The organism is Methyloprofundus sp., assembly GCF_965251085.1.
Taxonomy (GTDB): Bacteria; Pseudomonadota; Gammaproteobacteria; order Methylococcales; family Methylomonadaceae; genus Methyloprofundus.
Window position 1 is genome coordinate 3742135 of sequence record NZ_OZ252594.1, and the last position, 16644, is coordinate 3758778.

Here is a 16644-nt window from a genome sequence, read left to right on the forward strand (position 1 = left end):
CTATATGACGACTGAAGACTATAGATCTTTTAATGCATCCAGAGCTTCATCATAATTCGGCTCATGGGTAATTTCTGTGACTAATTCAGTATAAATAACGCGGTCATTTTCATCAATAATCACCACCGCTCGCGCAGTCAATCCAGCCAGCATACTGTCTAGCATGCGCACACCATAATCATCTGCAAAGTTGGAGCGAAAGGTAGACAAAGGAAAAACTTCTTTTAAGCCTTCAGACTCACAAAAACGCCCCTGGGCAAAAGGTAAATCTGCTGAAACCATTAACAAAACCGTATTTTCAGCTCGATCTGCTTTTTCATTAAAAGCTCTGGCCGATGCTGCACATACAGGCGTGTCCAGACTAGGGACTATATTCAGAATCTTGCGTTTACCTGCATACGTTGCCAGGGAAACATCCTGAAGCTTGCCGTTGACCAGAATAAAATCAGGAGCCTTGGAGCCCACTTCAGGTAATTCACCACTAGTACTGATAATGATTTCATCGTTACCGGGTTTAAATGTTAATTTAGCCATTTTTAATTCTCATTAGTTATCTTGTTACTGGATCTATTCTCGACTGGTTATGGCTTCTTTTCAGGGTCTTGCCTATTGTCAAAAACTGAATGCACCACAATTCCTCTATCTTCAATTGTATAAAATACGGAGAAAGGAAAACGCCTGATTACGCACCCTCTATATGTCAAGTAATAGGTTTCATAAATTTCTGGGTTATCCAGTATTGATTTTATTGCACTTTCTACACAATCCAGAAACTCAAACCCTAACCCTCTCCTTTGTCTTTCATACCATGAAAAGGCAATTTCCACATCAACCTTTGCCCTGTCCGTGTAGCTTAGTTTCATTTATATTTTTCACGCAAACCTTTATGCACATCGTCCCAATCATGAAGTTCTAGCTTGCCTTGTTTATATTCTTCATAGCGTCTATCTAGCTCTCGTTTCTGCCACATAGGCATAGGCATTTCTGAATTAGTGGCAGCAATCGAATCCCAAATATCTTCAACGAGAAGAAGTTTTTCAGACAACCCCAATTTGCTAACTTCATTTTTTATTTGTTCTGGTCTCACTTGGTAGCCTCATTAGTGCTGCTTCAATACATGCCTTAAATTGTAGCTAACTTTAAAAATTTATAGATTAAAAGATCATGGGGTAACCAGCCTGATTGCTAGCTGAAAGAAAAGGCCAGCGCAATAAGACCAAAATTACTCTTTACATGCTTTGTTAGCAACTCAATTCAGAATGACTTGCATACTTTCTAGCGGACTAAAGTCCGCTCTACGCATCCCTGCTTTTTCGTTTTAAGGATATTTTTTTCTTTTTATAATGTTCCATTAAACGTTTTTTCTTATGTAACTGTCGGTCGCTTAGTTTATTTTTAACCTCTTTAAACGGATTTTTAGGTGACTTAAAAACTATTCTTATCGGCGTTCCTTCAAGCTTTAATTTATTACGAAAATAATTCATTAAATAGCGCTCGTAAGCGGCCGGTAAGAAATCGGTCTGATTACCATGCACAACCACTATAGGCGGATTGCGTCCACCCTGATGTGCATATTTTAATTTAATTCTACGCCCATTAACCATTGATGGCTGATGCCCGGCAACAGCATCTTTTAAAATCTGCGTTAATACCGAAGTAGACATATCCACCATCGCAGCATCATATAGCTTATGCACTACATCGAATAGTTTACCGACACCGCTGCCATGCAAGGCGGAGATGGGGTGTTTTTCAGCAAAATCTAAAAACGGCAGTTTAACATCAGTTTGACGCTTGATCAGTTCGCGTTGATCAAAATCCAAACCATCCCACTTATTAAAACCGATAATCAGCGCACGCCCGGCATCCAGCACCATACCCAGCAAATGGGCATCCTGATCGGTAATCCCTTCACTCGCATCAATTAAATAAATCACTACATTAGCTTTTTCTACCGACTGCAATGCTTTGATAATACTAAATTTTTCTACCACTAAAGTCACCTTTGCACGGCGGCGCATACCGGCGGTATCAATCAGGGTATACTTTTTGCCATCTCGCTCAAAGGGGATGTAAACACTATCTCGCGTGGTACCTGGCTCATCAAAGACGACTACGCGCTCTTCGCCCAGCAAGCGGTTAACCAAAGTGGATTTACCCACATTAGGCCGGCCAACGATTGCAATAGCGACCCCTTGGTCTTCTAGCTCAGTTGCTGTTTGCTCTATGACTTCAGGTAATTCAGCACTTACCCGCTGTAATAATTCATTGACTCCGCGCCCATGCGTTGCAGCAATAGAAACTGGATTGCCTATGCCTAAGCGATGAAAGTCGGCAGCCGCAATTTCTGCATTGATGCCATCAATTTTATTGGTTACTAGAATAACTGGTTTATCCAGTTTTCTTAGCGTCGCCGAAATAGCTTCATCGGCGCTGTTCAGGCCTTCGCGCGCATCCACTAAAAACAGGACTACATCGGCTTCTTCCAGGGCAAGTTGCACTTGTCTCTTGGCAACTGAGTCTATGCCATCGACACCATCTGTAATACCGCCGGTATCGACCAGTAAATAAGGAGTTTCGCCACGCTTTACACGACCATATTTTCGGTCACGGGTTAAGCCCGGGTAATTCGCAACAAGGGCATCACGAGTGCGGGTTAAGTAATTAAATAAGGTTGATTTACCTACATTAGGTCGACCAACTAAAGCTATAACGGGTAAGGTCATACAAGTTCCGTAAAATAAAGTACCGAACTGAAAAGAGCCCGATTAAGCACCCAACAGGGCGGCGCCTTTTGGATGTAAGATTTAGTACCTTGATGGTCTAAAACAATAACACTCTAACAGCGGCTAAAGTCCCATCTGAGGCATAGACATAAAGCGTGCCATCGACCACAACAGGTTGAGCAACAATAGGCTCATCAGTAATTTCTATGCGGCCTAACAACCGGCCATCGGTTTTAGATAGCCAGTGCAAATAACCTTCAAAATCTCCGACGACCACATAGTCTTCATATACTGCAGGCATTGATAAGCGGCGCTGGTGCAAGTCGGTCTGCTTCCAGTAAGAAGCCCCGTTACGTTGGTCTAACTGCCACACATCACTGCTGGCATCACTTAAATATAAATAGCTATAGTCAGCACTCAGGCCCTGGAAAGCGGAAATAATTTCATTACGCCAGATAACTTCACCATCAATAGGTGTCACCGCATTCACCCCGCTTTTATAGCTACTGACAAAAATAACATCATCATTTAAAACGGGTGTGCCATTAAGGTCAGTAAGACGGTCAATTTCTGAACGTCCACGAGGAATAGCCACACTGGTTTCCCAGATATGTGCCCCATCCGCGGAATTCAAGGCCATCAATTTTCCATTCGCATAGCCGATAATCACCATATCTCCGACCACGACAGGAGAGCCTTCACCGCGTACAGTCAAAGCTGGGATGCTATGCTCTACAGACCAGACTTCTACTCCCGTAGTTCTATCCAGAGCAAGATCATAGCCATCATCAGAACGCACAATCACACGATCACCCACCACAACCGGTAAAGCCATTACTTCACTGGAAACGCGATGTTTCCAGACACCTTCTCCCGTTTGGGCGTTCAATGCCAAAACATCTGCCTTGCTGGTACCTACAAACAGTAAGTCACCATCGATAACCGGACCGGCAGAGATAGGCAAGTCTGTTTCAACTTCCCAGAAGAGTTCACCATCAAGCTGGCTTCTTGCCTGAATCAAGCCATCATGATCAGCTATAAACACGCGTCCATCAGCAACCGCAGGCACCAAATTAAGTGCTAACTCATCAGTACCGTCGCCATCAGACTTATCCCATAAAACTTCCAGCTTAACTTCTGGCTCATATTCTGTCAGTTCCGCCGGTGGCTCAGAATTATCCGAGTCTTTAAACAAGTCACCCACGCTGTCAGACATTTGTGTCAAAGTTGCACAGCCAGACAAACCTAAGATAAAAATTAAAGCTAATATTCTTCGCATGTGGAAATCAACGTTTGCTTATTAGAGGCAGCGTATAGCCTATAGCGCGCTTGCACTATCAGAACTGGTTAAATCATCCAGCTTAAATTGCAATAAGGGAGAGCTTCGTCCTGCAGATAACGCAGCCTGGTAAGCAGTTCGTGCTTCACCCACTCGGCCCAAGGCAACATATAAATCCCCTTTTAGTTCTTCATAGATGGCAGCAAAACCCCCTAAAGAAGACTGATCCACATCGGCAATAATTTCCAGCCCTTGCTCATATTCTTGTAAAGCCAGTAACACTCGAATTAAACGTGTGCGTGCAACATGAATTAATTCAGCATCGCTACTGGTAGCAACAGCTATTTGTAATTGCTCTTTCGCAGCGACTAAATCCTGTTCTTCAACTTTCGCTTTTGCTGCAAATAAGCGCGCATAAGTAGCATAAGCAGTCGAGTTATAATTCTTATTCAGCTTGTTGGCGATGTTATCCACCGACTCAAATTGACTCGCTTCTTCGGCTTTTATTAACTTCTCGTATAATGATGAAGCTTGACTCATTTTATCTTGCTGAAAGCTCTGCCACAGATTCCAGCCACCAACAATAATAATCGCCATGATGACTCCGCTGATAACCGATGTTCCATTGGCTTTCCACCAGTCTTTTAAGGCTGCAACCTGTTCTTCTTCTGTTTCGTAAATTTCCACTTTTTTACCTTTTTAATCGTTATTGTATTTTTAGCTATCTAATAATTCAATCAGCTGCGCAATTGAAACAGTACGCTGCTCATCATCTGTGCGTAAGAATTTAACACCAATGGTTTCATTAACAACTTCATCTTCAGCAAGAATTAATGCATACTGAGCACCACTCTTATCAGCTTTCTTGAACTGACTTTTAAAGCTGCCACTGCCGCAATGCATTTGCAATCTGAACCCCGGCACGCTATCGCGCAATTTTTCAGCCAGAACGACTCCTGCTTTTTGCGCAGCATCACCGACCAGGATCATATAAGCATCAACTGTCTGAATATTAGCCAGATCTTGCCGATTTTCTAATAGGGCCAGGATACGCTCCATACCCATGGCAAAACCCACTGCATGATTTGGCTTGCCACCCAATTGCTCTATCAAACCATCATATCGTCCACCTGCACACACCGTACCTTGCGCACCTAGTTCAGTTGTCACCCATTCAAACACCGTTTTGCTGTAATAATCCAGCCCCCTAACCAGTCGTGTATTCAACTTGTAAGAAATGTCTAGCGCTGTCAACGTTTCAGTAAGCTGTTGAAAATGCGCCAGGCTATCTGCGCCCAAAGAGTCCATCAGTTTGGGCGCTGCTTCAACCAATACCTGCATATCTGGGTTTTTGGTATCAAGAATACGCAAAGGATTACTCAGCAAACGTCGCTGGCTGTCTTCATCCAGCTGCTCAACGTTGGCGGTAAAATACTCCACCAGTAGTTCACGATAGACCACTCTCTCTGCGGTAGTCCCCAGTGAGTTTAACTGTAATTCTAGCGTATCACTGATGCCTAGTCGCTGCCATAGCCTGTGACTGAGTAGAATTAATTCCGCATCTATATCCGCATCCGCCATACCATAGGTTTCGACACCTAATTGTACAAACTGCCGATAGCGCCCTTTCTGCGGACGTTCATAACGAAACATCTGGCCAAAATACCAAAGCCTATGAGTCTGATTATGTAATAAGCCATGCTCTAGACATGCCCTGACACAACCTGCAGTACCTTCCGGGCGCAAAGTCAGCGATTCGCCATTTCGATCGTCGAAAGTATACATCTCTTTTTCGACGATATCGGTAACTTCACCAATCGAGCGTTTAAATAGTTCTGTTTTTTCGACGATGGGCAGGCGTATTTCCTGGTATCCATAGGCGCTTAAAACATCTCGTATATGCTGCTCTACAAACTGCCAGCGCGCGCTTTGCTCAGGGAGTACATCGTGCATACCACGAATTGCCTGAATATTTTTTGCCATACTAGTTCTTTCGGTTTAAAAGCTGTTAATCTTTGCTGCAGCTTCCGAAAAAGGGAAGTTGCGTTTTAATTCCAGTTGATATTCCTCAACTAGATCGTAAGTCTGTAATGCCGTTTCTATTTTAATCGCCAACTCTAATCCGTCCAGTGTTTTCCCTGTTGAACTAAAATAGCGTTCAATATAAGCCCTAGCAGACATCATGTTGCCTCTGGCATAGCGAATCTTAGCCGTTTCAAACAAAGCCAGCGAATAACCCGGGTTAGCCTGTAGCGCTTTATAAAATTTTATCTCAGCGGGTCGTTGCTCACCGTTCTCTAAATCGTATAAGCCCAAGTAACTATAAGCAACCCACGTCTTCTTATAAAACGGTGCATTGACGATACGATTAAACTCAATAATAGCTTCTTTATGACGCTGTTCTTCATATAAAAATACAGCATAGGCGGTAAGAATATTATAGTTATCAGGCTCCAGCTTTAGTGCCTTATCAAAATATATTTGCGCTTGCTCTGGCTTCTTACTACGCTGCCTAATTAAAGCGAAAACCTGATAAGTCGTGGCATTATTTTTATCCAGTTTTAATGAGCGCTGCAGATTCTCTTCTGCATACTTATATTTCTCTAATTTATAATATGCTAAACCCAACTCTGTCAGTGTTTCTGCGCGATCTTTAGCCGGACGGTCTAGCTCCACCGCTGCTGGCTCAACATAAATAAATTTTTCTTCAGTTTGGGAGCATGCTGTTATCAACCCTATTATCACTAACAAACAAGCCTGTTTAATTGCCATGCAATGTCTCCATCTTTTGCAATCTCTCTGCACGGCGACTTTTATCTTTAACCTTACCAACCAATTGTCCGCACGCCGCATCAATATCTTCACCACGTGTTTTACGTACCGTCGTTACAATTCCGGCTTTATGCAATACATCTCTAAACCGGCCGATAGTCTCTACCGAAGAGCAGGTATACTTAGTATTCGGAAATGGGTTAAAAGGAATTAAATTCATTTTTGAAGGTACGTTTTTCAACAATTTAACCAGTAATCGCGCGTCAGTCAGCGAATCATTCACGCCATCCAGCATGACATATTCAAAGGTAATAAAACCTCTAGGAGAAGTTTCTATATATTTCTGGCATGCAGCCATCAATTCTTTTAAAGGATATTTCTGATTGATAGGGACTAAAATATCTCTTAATTCATCTGTAGGCGCGTGTAATGATACCGCCATACTTATATCGCAAACCTCTGTTAAACGGTACATTGCCGGCACCACTCCGGAAGTACTGATAGTCACCCTGCGCTTAGACAAACCAAAGGCAAAGTCTTCGGTCATCAGATTCATTGCGGCAACCACGCTATCAAAATTCAACAAGGGCTCACCCATGCCCATCATGACTACATTTGTAACACGCCCCTGCTCTCCAATACGGTTATTCGCAGCCATCAACTGACCAATAATTTCAGCCGTACTGAGATTACGATTAAAGCCCTGTTGTCCCGTGGAACAAAAAGTACAGGCTAAAGCACAACCCACTTGCGAAGATACACACAATGTTGCACGGTTGGCTTCGGGAATATAAACCGCTTCAACTTTATTGCCGCCGCCCATTTCCACTACCCATTTACGGGTCCCATCGCTGGCAACTTGTTCAAAAATAATATCTGGCGCAACAATACAGCAATGCTCTTTTAAGTAAGCCCGCAAGGACTTACTTAAATTAGTCATTTGATCAAAATCAAACTCGCCTTCCTGATAGATCCATTTTATAAGCTGGGTCGCACGAAAAGGCTTCTCGCCAATTTCAACAAAAAAGGCTTGCATGCCTTTTCTGTCGAAATTGAGCAGATTAATTTTTTCTTTATTAGCGGATGCGTTCACAAAGCTCTTCATCAGCAAAGAAATATGCAATTTCGCGCGCCGCTGATTCAACTGCATCTGAACCATGCACAGCATTTTCATCAATGCTAGTCGCGAAATCTGCGCGAATTGTACCTGCATCAGCGTCTGCAGGATTAGTAGCACCCATTAAATCACGATTTTTCAGTACGGCACCTTCGCCTTCTAAAACCTGAACCATCACTGGGCCAGACGTCATAAAAGCAACTAGGTCATTGAAAAAAGGACGCTCACTATGCTCAGCATAAAAACCTTCTGCTTTCTCTTTCGTTAATTGCATCATTTTCGCTGCAACAATACGTAAACCATTGCTTTCAAAACGGTTATAAATCTCACCGATATGGTTTTTAGCAACTGCATCGGGCTTTACGATAGAAAAAGTACGTTCTACTGCCATTTTTTTAAACTCCTAAGGTTAAATATTAAATTAAAATTTGTGATAGCTTCCTTTTAGGAACACTATCGAACTGAGACTCTTCAGTGTAGGGCGTGGCTTTAGCCCGCCGCATTTTATAAGGCGGCGGGCTAAAGCCACGCCCTACATTAATTCGAATTATGGTGTTAAATCAATATCATCGCCTTCAATTTCTGGCTCCATCAAATCTTCTTTGCTCACACCTAATGCCAACACGATAGGACTTGCAACAAAAATAGAAGAATACGTACCAATCACCACACCTACAGTAAGAGCAATAGCAAAATTATGAATAATCTCACCACCTAATAACGCTAGTGCAATTAACACTAAAAGCGTGGTCAGTGAAGTCATAATGGTACGACTTAAAGTCTGATTCAGTGATATATTCATTACATTTTCAGCAGAACCTTTACGCAGCAACCTGAAATTCTCCCGAATTCGATCATAAACAACAATGGTATCGTTTAATGAATATCCAATCACTGCTAAAACAGCCGCCAATACGGTTAAATCAAACTCTAATTGCAAGACCGAAAAAAAGCCCAGAGTAATCAAAACATCGTGCGCTAAAGCAGCGACAGAACCTAGCGCAAATTTATATTCGAAACGCCAGGCGACATAAATCAAGATACCGAACATGGAGTACAGCAATGCCAACCCTCCATCTTCAGTCAACTCATCACCCACTTGCGGCCCGACAAACTCAACGCGGCGTAAATCACCCTGCTCGGCCATAACTTCATTCGCTGCAGTGGCAACACCTGTGCTTAGCTGTGCATTACTTAAGCCATCTTTCGGCTGTAAACGAATCAAAATTTCCTGTGTCGAACCAAAGTGTTGCACAGTGGCATCATCAAAGCCCGCTGTATCCAGTGCCGAGCGCATAGCTTTAAGATCGACAGACTGTTTATAGCCTATTTCTACCAGCGTACCCCCGGTAAAATCAATACCCAGCCTTAAACCTTGCGCAGCTAATGAAACAATCGTAGCTATCAATAATAAACCAGAAAAAATTGCCGCAAAGCGGCGCTTACCTAAAAAATCAATTTGTTCAGTCATCGTTTTTCTCCTGCCTAAATAGAGAGCTTATCAATACTCTGACGAGCACCGTAAATCCAGTTAATCACCATACGAGAGCCTAAAATGGCGGTAAACATGGAGGTTAAAATGCCTATAGCCAGAGTAATGGCAAAGCCTTTAATAGGGCCGGTACCAAAACCAAATAAAACTAATGCCACTAGTAAAGTTGTGATATTAGCATCAAAAATCGTGGCAAAAGCTTTTTCATAACCTACGAAAATACTAGTTTGCGGAGAATTTTTATTGCGCAGCTCTTCTTTAATACGCTCAAAAATCAACACGTTTGCATCCACCGCCATACCCACGGTCAGTACTATTCCAGCGATACCAGGCAAGGTCAACGTTGCCTGTAACATTGATAATACTGCAACAATAACCACCAGGTTAAAGGTCAAAGCCAGGTTTGCGATAAGACCAAAGACTTTATAGTAAACCGCCATAAAAATCAGCACCAGGGCAAACCCCACTAGCACAGATAGCATACCTTTATTGATATTATCCTGTCCCAGGCTTGGGCCAACGGTACGCTCTTCAACGATCTCCACTGGCGCAGCCAATGCACCCGCACGTAATAATAAAGAGAGTTTACGAGCTTCCTGAGGACTATCAAGTCCGGTCGTTTGAAAGCGCTTACTAAATGCATCGCGTACCGTAGCAATACTGATGACTTCTTGAATTTTTTCTTTGTGGCGAACTTTTTTACCATTCACTATAGTGGTAGTGCTTTTCTGCTCAATAAAGACAACAGCCATGGGTTGGCCGATATTATCTTTAGTGAATTTACCCATTTTTTTAGCGCCTATACCGTTCAAGGTAATATTCACCGATGCAGAACCATTCTGATCAAGGCCCGATGATGCATCAACAATCTGATCACCGGTAATAATCACGCGACGCTTTAATAAGACCGGAGCTTTGGTATCTCGCTCATAATATAGAATTGAGCCTACAGGCACCCGCCCATTAATGGCTCGTTGTACATCATGTTCGGTATCAACCTTGCGATATTCCAGTGTTGCTGTTGTACCCAGAATTTCCTTTGCCTGTGCTGTATCCTGTACGCCAGGTAGCTGTACAACAATACGGTTATCCCCTTGCTGTTGAATCACCGGCTCAGAAACACCCAGCTCATTAACACGATTACGCAAAGTAGTAATATTTTGCGCCAACGCAAATTTCTTTACTTCATTAATTTCTTGCTCAGAAATACTTAAATAAATCACCGGTTGTGTTTCGTCTACGCGCATATCCAGCTTACGAAAGTCTTCATCAACCATTGCAATTGCAGCTAGCTTGTCTTTTTCATTACGCAAGACCACTTTAATAGCACCATTATCATACGCAACCGATTTATAGCGAATTTTAGCCGTACGCAATGCTAGGCGCACGTCATTATTGTAGCGTTCTTCAGCCTGCTTAAGTGCGGCCGGCATATCAACTTCTAATAGAAAATGCACCCCACCACGTAAATCCAGCCCTAGATACATAGGTTCAGCACCTATTGAGCGCAACCAATCTGGTGTTGCAGGTGCCAGATTTAGAGCCACGATATAGCGGCCACCCAGATCATTACGCCATAAATCTGCAGCGCGCATCTGATCATCAGTATTATTAAAACGCGCCAGAACTTTACTGCCTTGTACTTCTATTGCTTTCGGAGTAATAGCAGCGTCGACCAATGTGCTTTCAATTTGTGTCAGTTGTATGTCTGTAATATCAGCCGCATTGCTAGCCGATATTTGTACTGATGGATCATCACCATAAAGATTAGGCAATGCATACACAATCCCCAGAACTAAAACAGTGAGAATCAACAGGTTTTTCCATAAAGGGAAATGGTTTTGCATGATAAGTCCAACAAGATAAATCAATGTCTGGTGCTATCCGCACCAACGAAGAATGAGCGCATCCTAGAGTAAAATAGCTACTCCAGTAATACACCCACCTATATAGTGTCCGCTCTTAGTCGCTTTTAGCGCTTAAGACTTTGTTTTTTTCATTTGAACTTTATAAGTTCCTTTTGGCATTAAGCTACCAATCTGGTGACGTTGCACCTGAATGACAACATTAGGCGCTACCTCAACCTGAACAAAATTTTCATCCAGACTAACGACCTTACCCAAAACCCCGCCACCGGTAACAACTTCTGCTCCGGGCTGCATCTGCTCAAGCATTTTTTTATGTTCTTTAGTACGCTTGTGCTGAGGTCTTAAAAATAAAAAGTAAAAAAATACTAGAATACCTATAGGAAATGCAAAACCTTCCCAGCCTGGTTGTTGTCCCATGGCAGGCGCTGCTTCGGCAACTGCATCTGAAATTAAAAAACTCATGTCTTCCCCAATATCATCAATTATTTAGTAAAAAAGCCCTCTATTATGACATAGACTTTACACGGCCACCATTACGGATTGCTATCCACCACTTTTTAATGGCTTAAACCTAGAAAAATCAGTTGGGCGCGGAATTATAGTGCAACACATTGAATTAATATAATACTTTCAAAAAATCTTAGATTCACCCGTAGGTTAATCGGGTATTTTTTGGAAGTGCTGTGGAATCAATAGCTTGTGCTAGAAGCCGTGAGCAACTGATTTTTCTAGGTTAAACGACAGGAACAACTTTGCCTCGTTGTTCGTAAAACAAATTGACATACTTTTCAAATGCGTTATCTGCTATGGCTTCCCGCACCTCTTGCATTAAATTTAGATAATAATGCAGATTATGAATAGTATTTAATCGTGCACCCAATATCTCATGACACTTATCCAGGTGTCGCAAATAAGAGCGCGAATAATTCTGGCAAGTGTAACAAGCACAATCTTCATCTAAAGGCTTGGTATCGAATTGATATTGACTATTACGAATTTTAATCACGCCGGCGGTGGTAAAAATATGTCCATTGCGGGCATTTCGTGTAGGCATCACACAATCAAACATATCTATACCACGTCTGACCGCTTCAATTAAATCTTCCGGCGTGCCCACTCCCATCAAATATCTTGGCTTATCTAGCGGTAATTTTGGATGCACCGCATCCAGAGTCGCCATCATTTCATCTTTAGGCTCACCTACAGAAAGCCCACCTATTGCATAGCCATCAAAACCAATATTTACCAGGCCTGCGATAGACTCTTCGCGTAAGTGCCCGTACATGCCGCCTTGCACAATACCAAATAACGCCGAGGGATTATCTCCATGTGCTTTTTTACTACGCTCAGCCCAACGCAAAGATAAGCGCATAGAATCAGCAGCCTCCTGCACTGTTGCGGGATAGGGCGTGCATTCATCAAAAATCATCACAATATCCGAGCCTAAATCTCGCTGCACTTGCATTGACTCTTCCGGGCCCATAAAAATTTTACTGCCATCAATGGGCGATTTAAAGTTCACTCCGGCTTCGGTTATTTTGCGCAATTCACCTAGACTAAACACCTGAAAACCACCCGAATCGGTCAAAATAGGCCCCTGCCAGCTCATAAAGTCATGCAAATCGCCATGCGCCTTAATCACTTCGGTAGTGGGCCGCAACATCAGATGGAAGGTATTACCCAATATAATTTGCGCACCAATATCAGTCAGCTCATGCGGGGTCAGTGACTTCACAGTACCATAGGTTCCGACTGGCATAAAAATGGGGGTCTCAACGACACCTCGCTCAAAAGTCAGCCGTCCGCGTCGCGCCTGACCATCGGTATTTAGTAAATCAAATTGCATGGGTAAATATATCTAAAGAGAAGGAATTTCTTAGGTTGAAAGTTAGAAGTGAAATTAGCCTAGCCAAGTGAATTTGTTAACAGCAGAAATGCTTTATTTTTTCTAATGCGAGTGCTTCACTAGCATTGGACACTTACATTTCAAGTGAATATCACAGAAGCAATGCTTGAGTAATTATAACCAAGTTTATTATACTTCGCGCGGCCACGGCAATTGATCTTCGTATAGCTATTTACCACTCACGGCATAAACAACGGATAAAGACTTATAAACTCTTTGCATTGTACTCATTAAATTTGCTTTTAAATCCGCACAAGGCTCAGACCATTGCTCAGTCTTGCTATTAACAGTCAAAGTCCATTCCGAGCGCCAACATGTACGACGCTTAACCAGTTTCCCCGATAAAATATTCGCTACTGCATAGCGCTCTGAAACTGCCAATATTTTATCGGGACTTGTTGCAGGTATATCGGTAACAGATATTGCCAGCTTTTCTTCTAGGTCCATTAAAGGAAATAACAGCGGAATACCACTAGCCATAGCTGCATCAAGTAATGCAATTTCAATCCCAGTGTCTTGATCAGAATCCACAAAAGTCTGTTTACGACCCTCCTCCACAACAAGCCACACTAGCGTTTTATCACGTTTTTCACCCCACATAGCCAAATTGCTACTGCCTAGCAAGGAACTTAAAGCATCCTTATTAAAAATAACACGCATTTTCAGGCTCGACTTTTTACTCGTATCACCAGACATTTGCACATATTGATACTGGTCTACATAGGAAGCGGCATTATCTAACGCTGCTATTAGCGTTATATCACTGCCAGCTATAACAAAGCGGCCGATGACTTGCTCTAGTGCTTCACTTAATGCCTTGTTCCTGTCTTCACGCGACTGACTTTGTGTGAAGACCTCGGCTGTATACAGAATTTCCGACGCTAGCGCAGAAATGCTTTGCGCCATGAAAAAACAAAACAATAAAAACCTAATATGCAATTTCGTATCCCATGTTTGTCTTGTACAATAAGCCATAACTATAATTTAATTTGACTGGTAAGAGAGCACTTGTGAGCGAAGATAAAGCAGAGAGTTTAAACTATAAAAGCGCTGGCGTAGACATTGAAGCAGGTAATACACTGGTTGAGCGCATTAAGCCAATCGCTGAAAAAACCCGGACACCAGGTGTTATGTCTGGTTTAGGCGGCTTTGGTTCGATGTTTGAGCTACCTCTGGATCGTTATAAACAGCCCATTTTAGTGTCAGGTACTGACGGAGTGGGTACAAAACTAAAACTCGCTATTGATCTCAATATACATAATACCGTCGGCATAGACCTGGTAGGTATGTGCGTTAACGATATTATCGTGCAAGGTGCTGAGTCATTATTTTTTCTGGATTACTTTGCCACCGGCAAATTAGATGTCGATATTGCCGCTTCGGTCGTCGAAGGTATAGGCAAAGGCTGCGAGCTAGCGGGGGCTGCTTTAGTCGGCGGTGAAACAGCTGAAATGCCGGGCATGTATGCTGATGGTGAATATGACCTGGCTGGCTTCTGCGTAGGTATCGTCGAAAAAGAAGCGATTATTGATGGCAGTAAAGTAGCTGCAGGCGACAAGCTGATCGGTATTGCCTCATCTGGCCCACACTCGAATGGTTACTCTTTGATTCGCAAGATTATTGAGCGTAGTAATATTCCGTTGACCGATTCACTTGCAGGCAAACCTCTAGCTGAACATTTGCTAGAACCCACACGGATTTATGTTAAGCCATTACTGGAGCTTATTAAACAAGTGCCTGTACATGCCATGGCGCATATTACCGGTGGCGGGATTACCGAGAATCTTCCACGCGTACTTCCAGAAGGCTTGAGTGCAAGTATTAACCTGAATGCCTGGCAGTTCCCAGCTATTTTTCAATGGCTACAAGAACAAGGTAATGTCACCCAGGCTGATATGCTGACTACCTTTAACTGTGGTATTGGCATGATTGTCTGTATAGCTGCAGAAGATGAAGCTGCTACAATAGCGACGTTAGTTGAGCAAGGTGAGCAAGCCTTTGCCATAGGCGAAATCGTCAGTACGCCTAATCAGAATCAAGTTAATTATTGCAGCATGTAAACTCTAATATAATCAAAAAAAGCGAAACAACCCTCAGTCTTTATTTATTGATATAAAACCAGGGGAGTAGGCTTTAGCCTACATGAATCCTGGGTTTTAAGTAGGCTAAAGCCTACTCCCCAGCTTTCTTGTTTTTTATGTATTCAACCTCATATTAAAAGTAAGCCCGCTTTATCCTAGAAAAATCAGTAGAGCGCGAATTTATAGTGCAAGATATTGGTTTCATAGTGCTTTCAAAAAATCTTAGCTTCACCCATAGGTTAAGCGAGCATTTTTTGGAAGTGCGGTGGAATCAAGAGCTTGTGCTAGAAACCGTGAGCAACTGATTTTTCTAGGTTTATAACTATATAATCACGCAATCATCACTATGAATAAATTATCTAGCTTTTTTCTAACAATGATCGTCACTACCACCTTAAGCTTTGCTGGCATTTCAGATGCTGAAGCCAAGCGCTTTGGTGGTGCCCGCTCATTTGGTAGCATGTCCAAATACAACAAGTCCTACAGCCGAAAAGCAGCCAAACCCGCACAGAGAACTGCGAGTCAGAAGCAGGCTTATAATAAAAACCAGTCAGCCCGGCAAACCATGTCTAGACGTGGCGGTTTGATGGGCATGTTGGGTGGCTTAGCATTAGGTGGTTTATTAGGCTCGCTATTTTTTGGTGGTGCATTTGAAAACTTTAATTTTATGGACATCCTGATTTTTGGCGGGATTGCCTATTTACTATTCAAACTATTTGCGGCAAAAGCAGGCAGACCTAAAACCAGTCGCGCCAGCAATTATGCACGTAACACGACTCATGCAGAACCACTAAATAGCAACTATCAACGCACTAACAATGAACCTGCAAACAGTGCCGGCTTTGATACCGATATTTTTTCTAAAAAAGGGCAGAGTAGCGGATTTAATACCAGCCATGAGCGCAACGAAGAAAAGCTGGTTGAAGGTGCCATCGTATTACCTAAAGATTTCGATGAACAAGACTTTCTGGCAGGTGCCGAAGGTGCTTATAAAATGCTGCAGACAGCCTGGGACAAAAGAGACCTGGCTGAAATTCGTAGCTTAACTACCGATAAGGTCTTTGCTGAAATTCAGGGTCAACTTAAAGGCTCTAGCAGCAAAAACCATACTGACGTACTCAATGTTGAAGCGGAGTTGCTGGAAGTACGTGAAATAGGTAACGACATAGAAGCAGTGGTGCTATTCGACACGTTAATGCGCGAAGAAGTCAGCGCTCAGCCAGAACAGGTGCGTGAAGTCTGGACTTTTATCAAACCCAAAAACAGCATGCAGGGTAAATGGTATCTGGATGGTTTACAGCAACTTGAAGATTAAGTCTTAGCAGACTTACTCTAAATAAGCCCGCTGATTTCTGATTATCAACGGGCTTAAGTCTCACGCTACCAAGGTTTTACATACATAT

General features: G+C 42.7%; 17 protein-coding genes. 2 read left to right on the forward strand and 15 right to left on the reverse strand.

All coding sequences use genetic code 11. The features are described 5' to 3' along the window. Positions 1–18 precede the first annotated feature (18 nt). The 15 genes from tpx to ACQY3F_RS17655 all read right to left on the reverse strand — a co-directional run bounded on the left by tpx (position 19) and on the right by ACQY3F_RS17655 (position 14081). Complete coding sequence (gene tpx / locus ACQY3F_RS17585; protein ID WP_428356263.1) at positions 19–534, reverse strand: thiol peroxidase; 516 nt, start codon at positions 532–534, stop codon at positions 19–21. 47 nt (positions 535–581) lie between these two features. Next, the gene (locus ACQY3F_RS17590) at positions 582–863 is read right to left on the reverse strand and encodes a type II toxin-antitoxin system RelE/ParE family toxin (RefSeq protein ID WP_428356264.1); all 282 of its coding nucleotides are present in this window, start codon (positions 861–863) and stop codon (positions 582–584) included. Beyond that, a complete protein-coding gene (locus ACQY3F_RS17595; protein ID WP_428356265.1) occupies positions 860–1087 on the reverse strand; it encodes an addiction module protein in 228 nt (75 codons plus the stop codon). The genes ACQY3F_RS17590 and ACQY3F_RS17595 overlap by 4 nt, the downstream gene beginning before the upstream one ends. A gap of 208 nt (positions 1088–1295) precedes the next feature. After that, the gene (gene der, locus ACQY3F_RS17600) at positions 1296–2726 is read right to left on the reverse strand and encodes a ribosome biogenesis GTPase Der (RefSeq protein WP_428356266.1); all 1431 of its coding nucleotides are present in this window, start codon (positions 2724–2726) and stop codon (positions 1296–1298) included. 97 nt (positions 2727–2823) lie between these two features. After that, complete coding sequence (gene bamB / locus ACQY3F_RS17605) at positions 2824–4005, reverse strand: outer membrane protein assembly factor BamB (protein WP_428356268.1); 1182 nt, start codon at positions 4003–4005, stop codon at positions 2824–2826. Positions 4006–4044: 39 nt separating this feature from the next. Continuing rightward, positions 4045–4692 carry a YfgM family protein gene (locus tag ACQY3F_RS17610; protein ID WP_428356269.1) on the reverse strand — a complete coding sequence of 216 codons (648 nt, stop codon included), beginning with the start codon at positions 4690–4692 and terminating at the stop codon, positions 4045–4047. A 30-nt stretch (positions 4693–4722) separates the two neighbouring features. Continuing rightward, positions 4723–5988 carry a histidine--tRNA ligase gene (gene hisS, locus ACQY3F_RS17615; protein WP_428356270.1) on the reverse strand — a complete coding sequence of 422 codons (1266 nt, stop codon included), beginning with the start codon at positions 5986–5988 and terminating at the stop codon, positions 4723–4725. 15 nt (positions 5989–6003) lie between these two features. Next, positions 6004–6858, reverse strand: coding sequence for a type IV pilus biogenesis/stability protein PilW (gene pilW / locus ACQY3F_RS17620; protein WP_428356272.1), 855 nt, complete (start codon positions 6856–6858; stop codon positions 6004–6006). Further along, positions 6767–7882, reverse strand: a complete 1116-nt coding sequence (rlmN, locus tag ACQY3F_RS17625) for a 23S rRNA (adenine(2503)-C(2))-methyltransferase RlmN (protein WP_428357733.1) — start codon at positions 7880–7882, stop codon at positions 6767–6769. Before rlmN ends, pilW begins: the two co-directional genes overlap by 92 nt. Continuing rightward, on the reverse strand, positions 7854–8285 hold the full coding sequence (gene ndk, locus ACQY3F_RS17630) for a nucleoside-diphosphate kinase (RefSeq protein ID WP_428356273.1): 432 nt from the start codon (positions 8283–8285) through the stop codon (positions 7854–7856). Before ndk ends, rlmN begins: the two co-directional genes overlap by 29 nt. A gap of 156 nt (positions 8286–8441) precedes the next feature. Next, entirely contained in the window at positions 8442–9365 is a 924-nt protein-coding gene (secF, locus tag ACQY3F_RS17635; RefSeq protein ID WP_428356274.1) for a protein translocase subunit SecF, read from the reverse strand. A gap of 14 nt (positions 9366–9379) precedes the next feature. Then, positions 9380–11233: a protein translocase subunit SecD gene (gene secD, locus ACQY3F_RS17640; protein ID WP_428356275.1), complete on the reverse strand. Its 1854-nt coding sequence runs from the start codon at positions 11231–11233 to the stop codon at positions 9380–9382. A 132-nt stretch (positions 11234–11365) separates the two neighbouring features. Next, positions 11366–11716 carry a preprotein translocase subunit YajC gene (yajC, locus tag ACQY3F_RS17645; protein WP_428356276.1) on the reverse strand — a complete coding sequence of 117 codons (351 nt, stop codon included), beginning with the start codon at positions 11714–11716 and terminating at the stop codon, positions 11366–11368. Positions 11717–11987: 271 nt separating this feature from the next. Beyond that, positions 11988–13100 (reverse strand): tRNA guanosine(34) transglycosylase Tgt, encoded by a 1113-nt coding sequence (tgt, locus tag ACQY3F_RS17650; protein ID WP_428356277.1) that lies wholly within the window; start codon positions 13098–13100, stop codon positions 11988–11990. A 228-nt stretch (positions 13101–13328) separates the two neighbouring features. Then, entirely contained in the window at positions 13329–14081 is a 753-nt protein-coding gene (locus ACQY3F_RS17655) for a DUF2066 domain-containing protein (protein ID WP_428356278.1), read from the reverse strand. 89 nt (positions 14082–14170) lie between these two features. Between ACQY3F_RS17655 and purM the strand changes: the two genes are divergently transcribed. Together purM and ACQY3F_RS17665 are read left to right on the forward strand one after the other, a co-directional pair. Next, positions 14171–15220: a phosphoribosylformylglycinamidine cyclo-ligase gene (purM, locus tag ACQY3F_RS17660; protein ID WP_428356280.1), complete on the forward strand. Its 1050-nt coding sequence runs from the start codon at positions 14171–14173 to the stop codon at positions 15218–15220. Positions 15221–15587: 367 nt separating this feature from the next. Next, entirely contained in the window at positions 15588–16556 is a 969-nt protein-coding gene (locus tag ACQY3F_RS17665; protein ID WP_428356282.1) for a Tim44 domain-containing protein, read from the forward strand. The last annotated feature ends 88 nt before the right edge of the window (positions 16557–16644 follow it).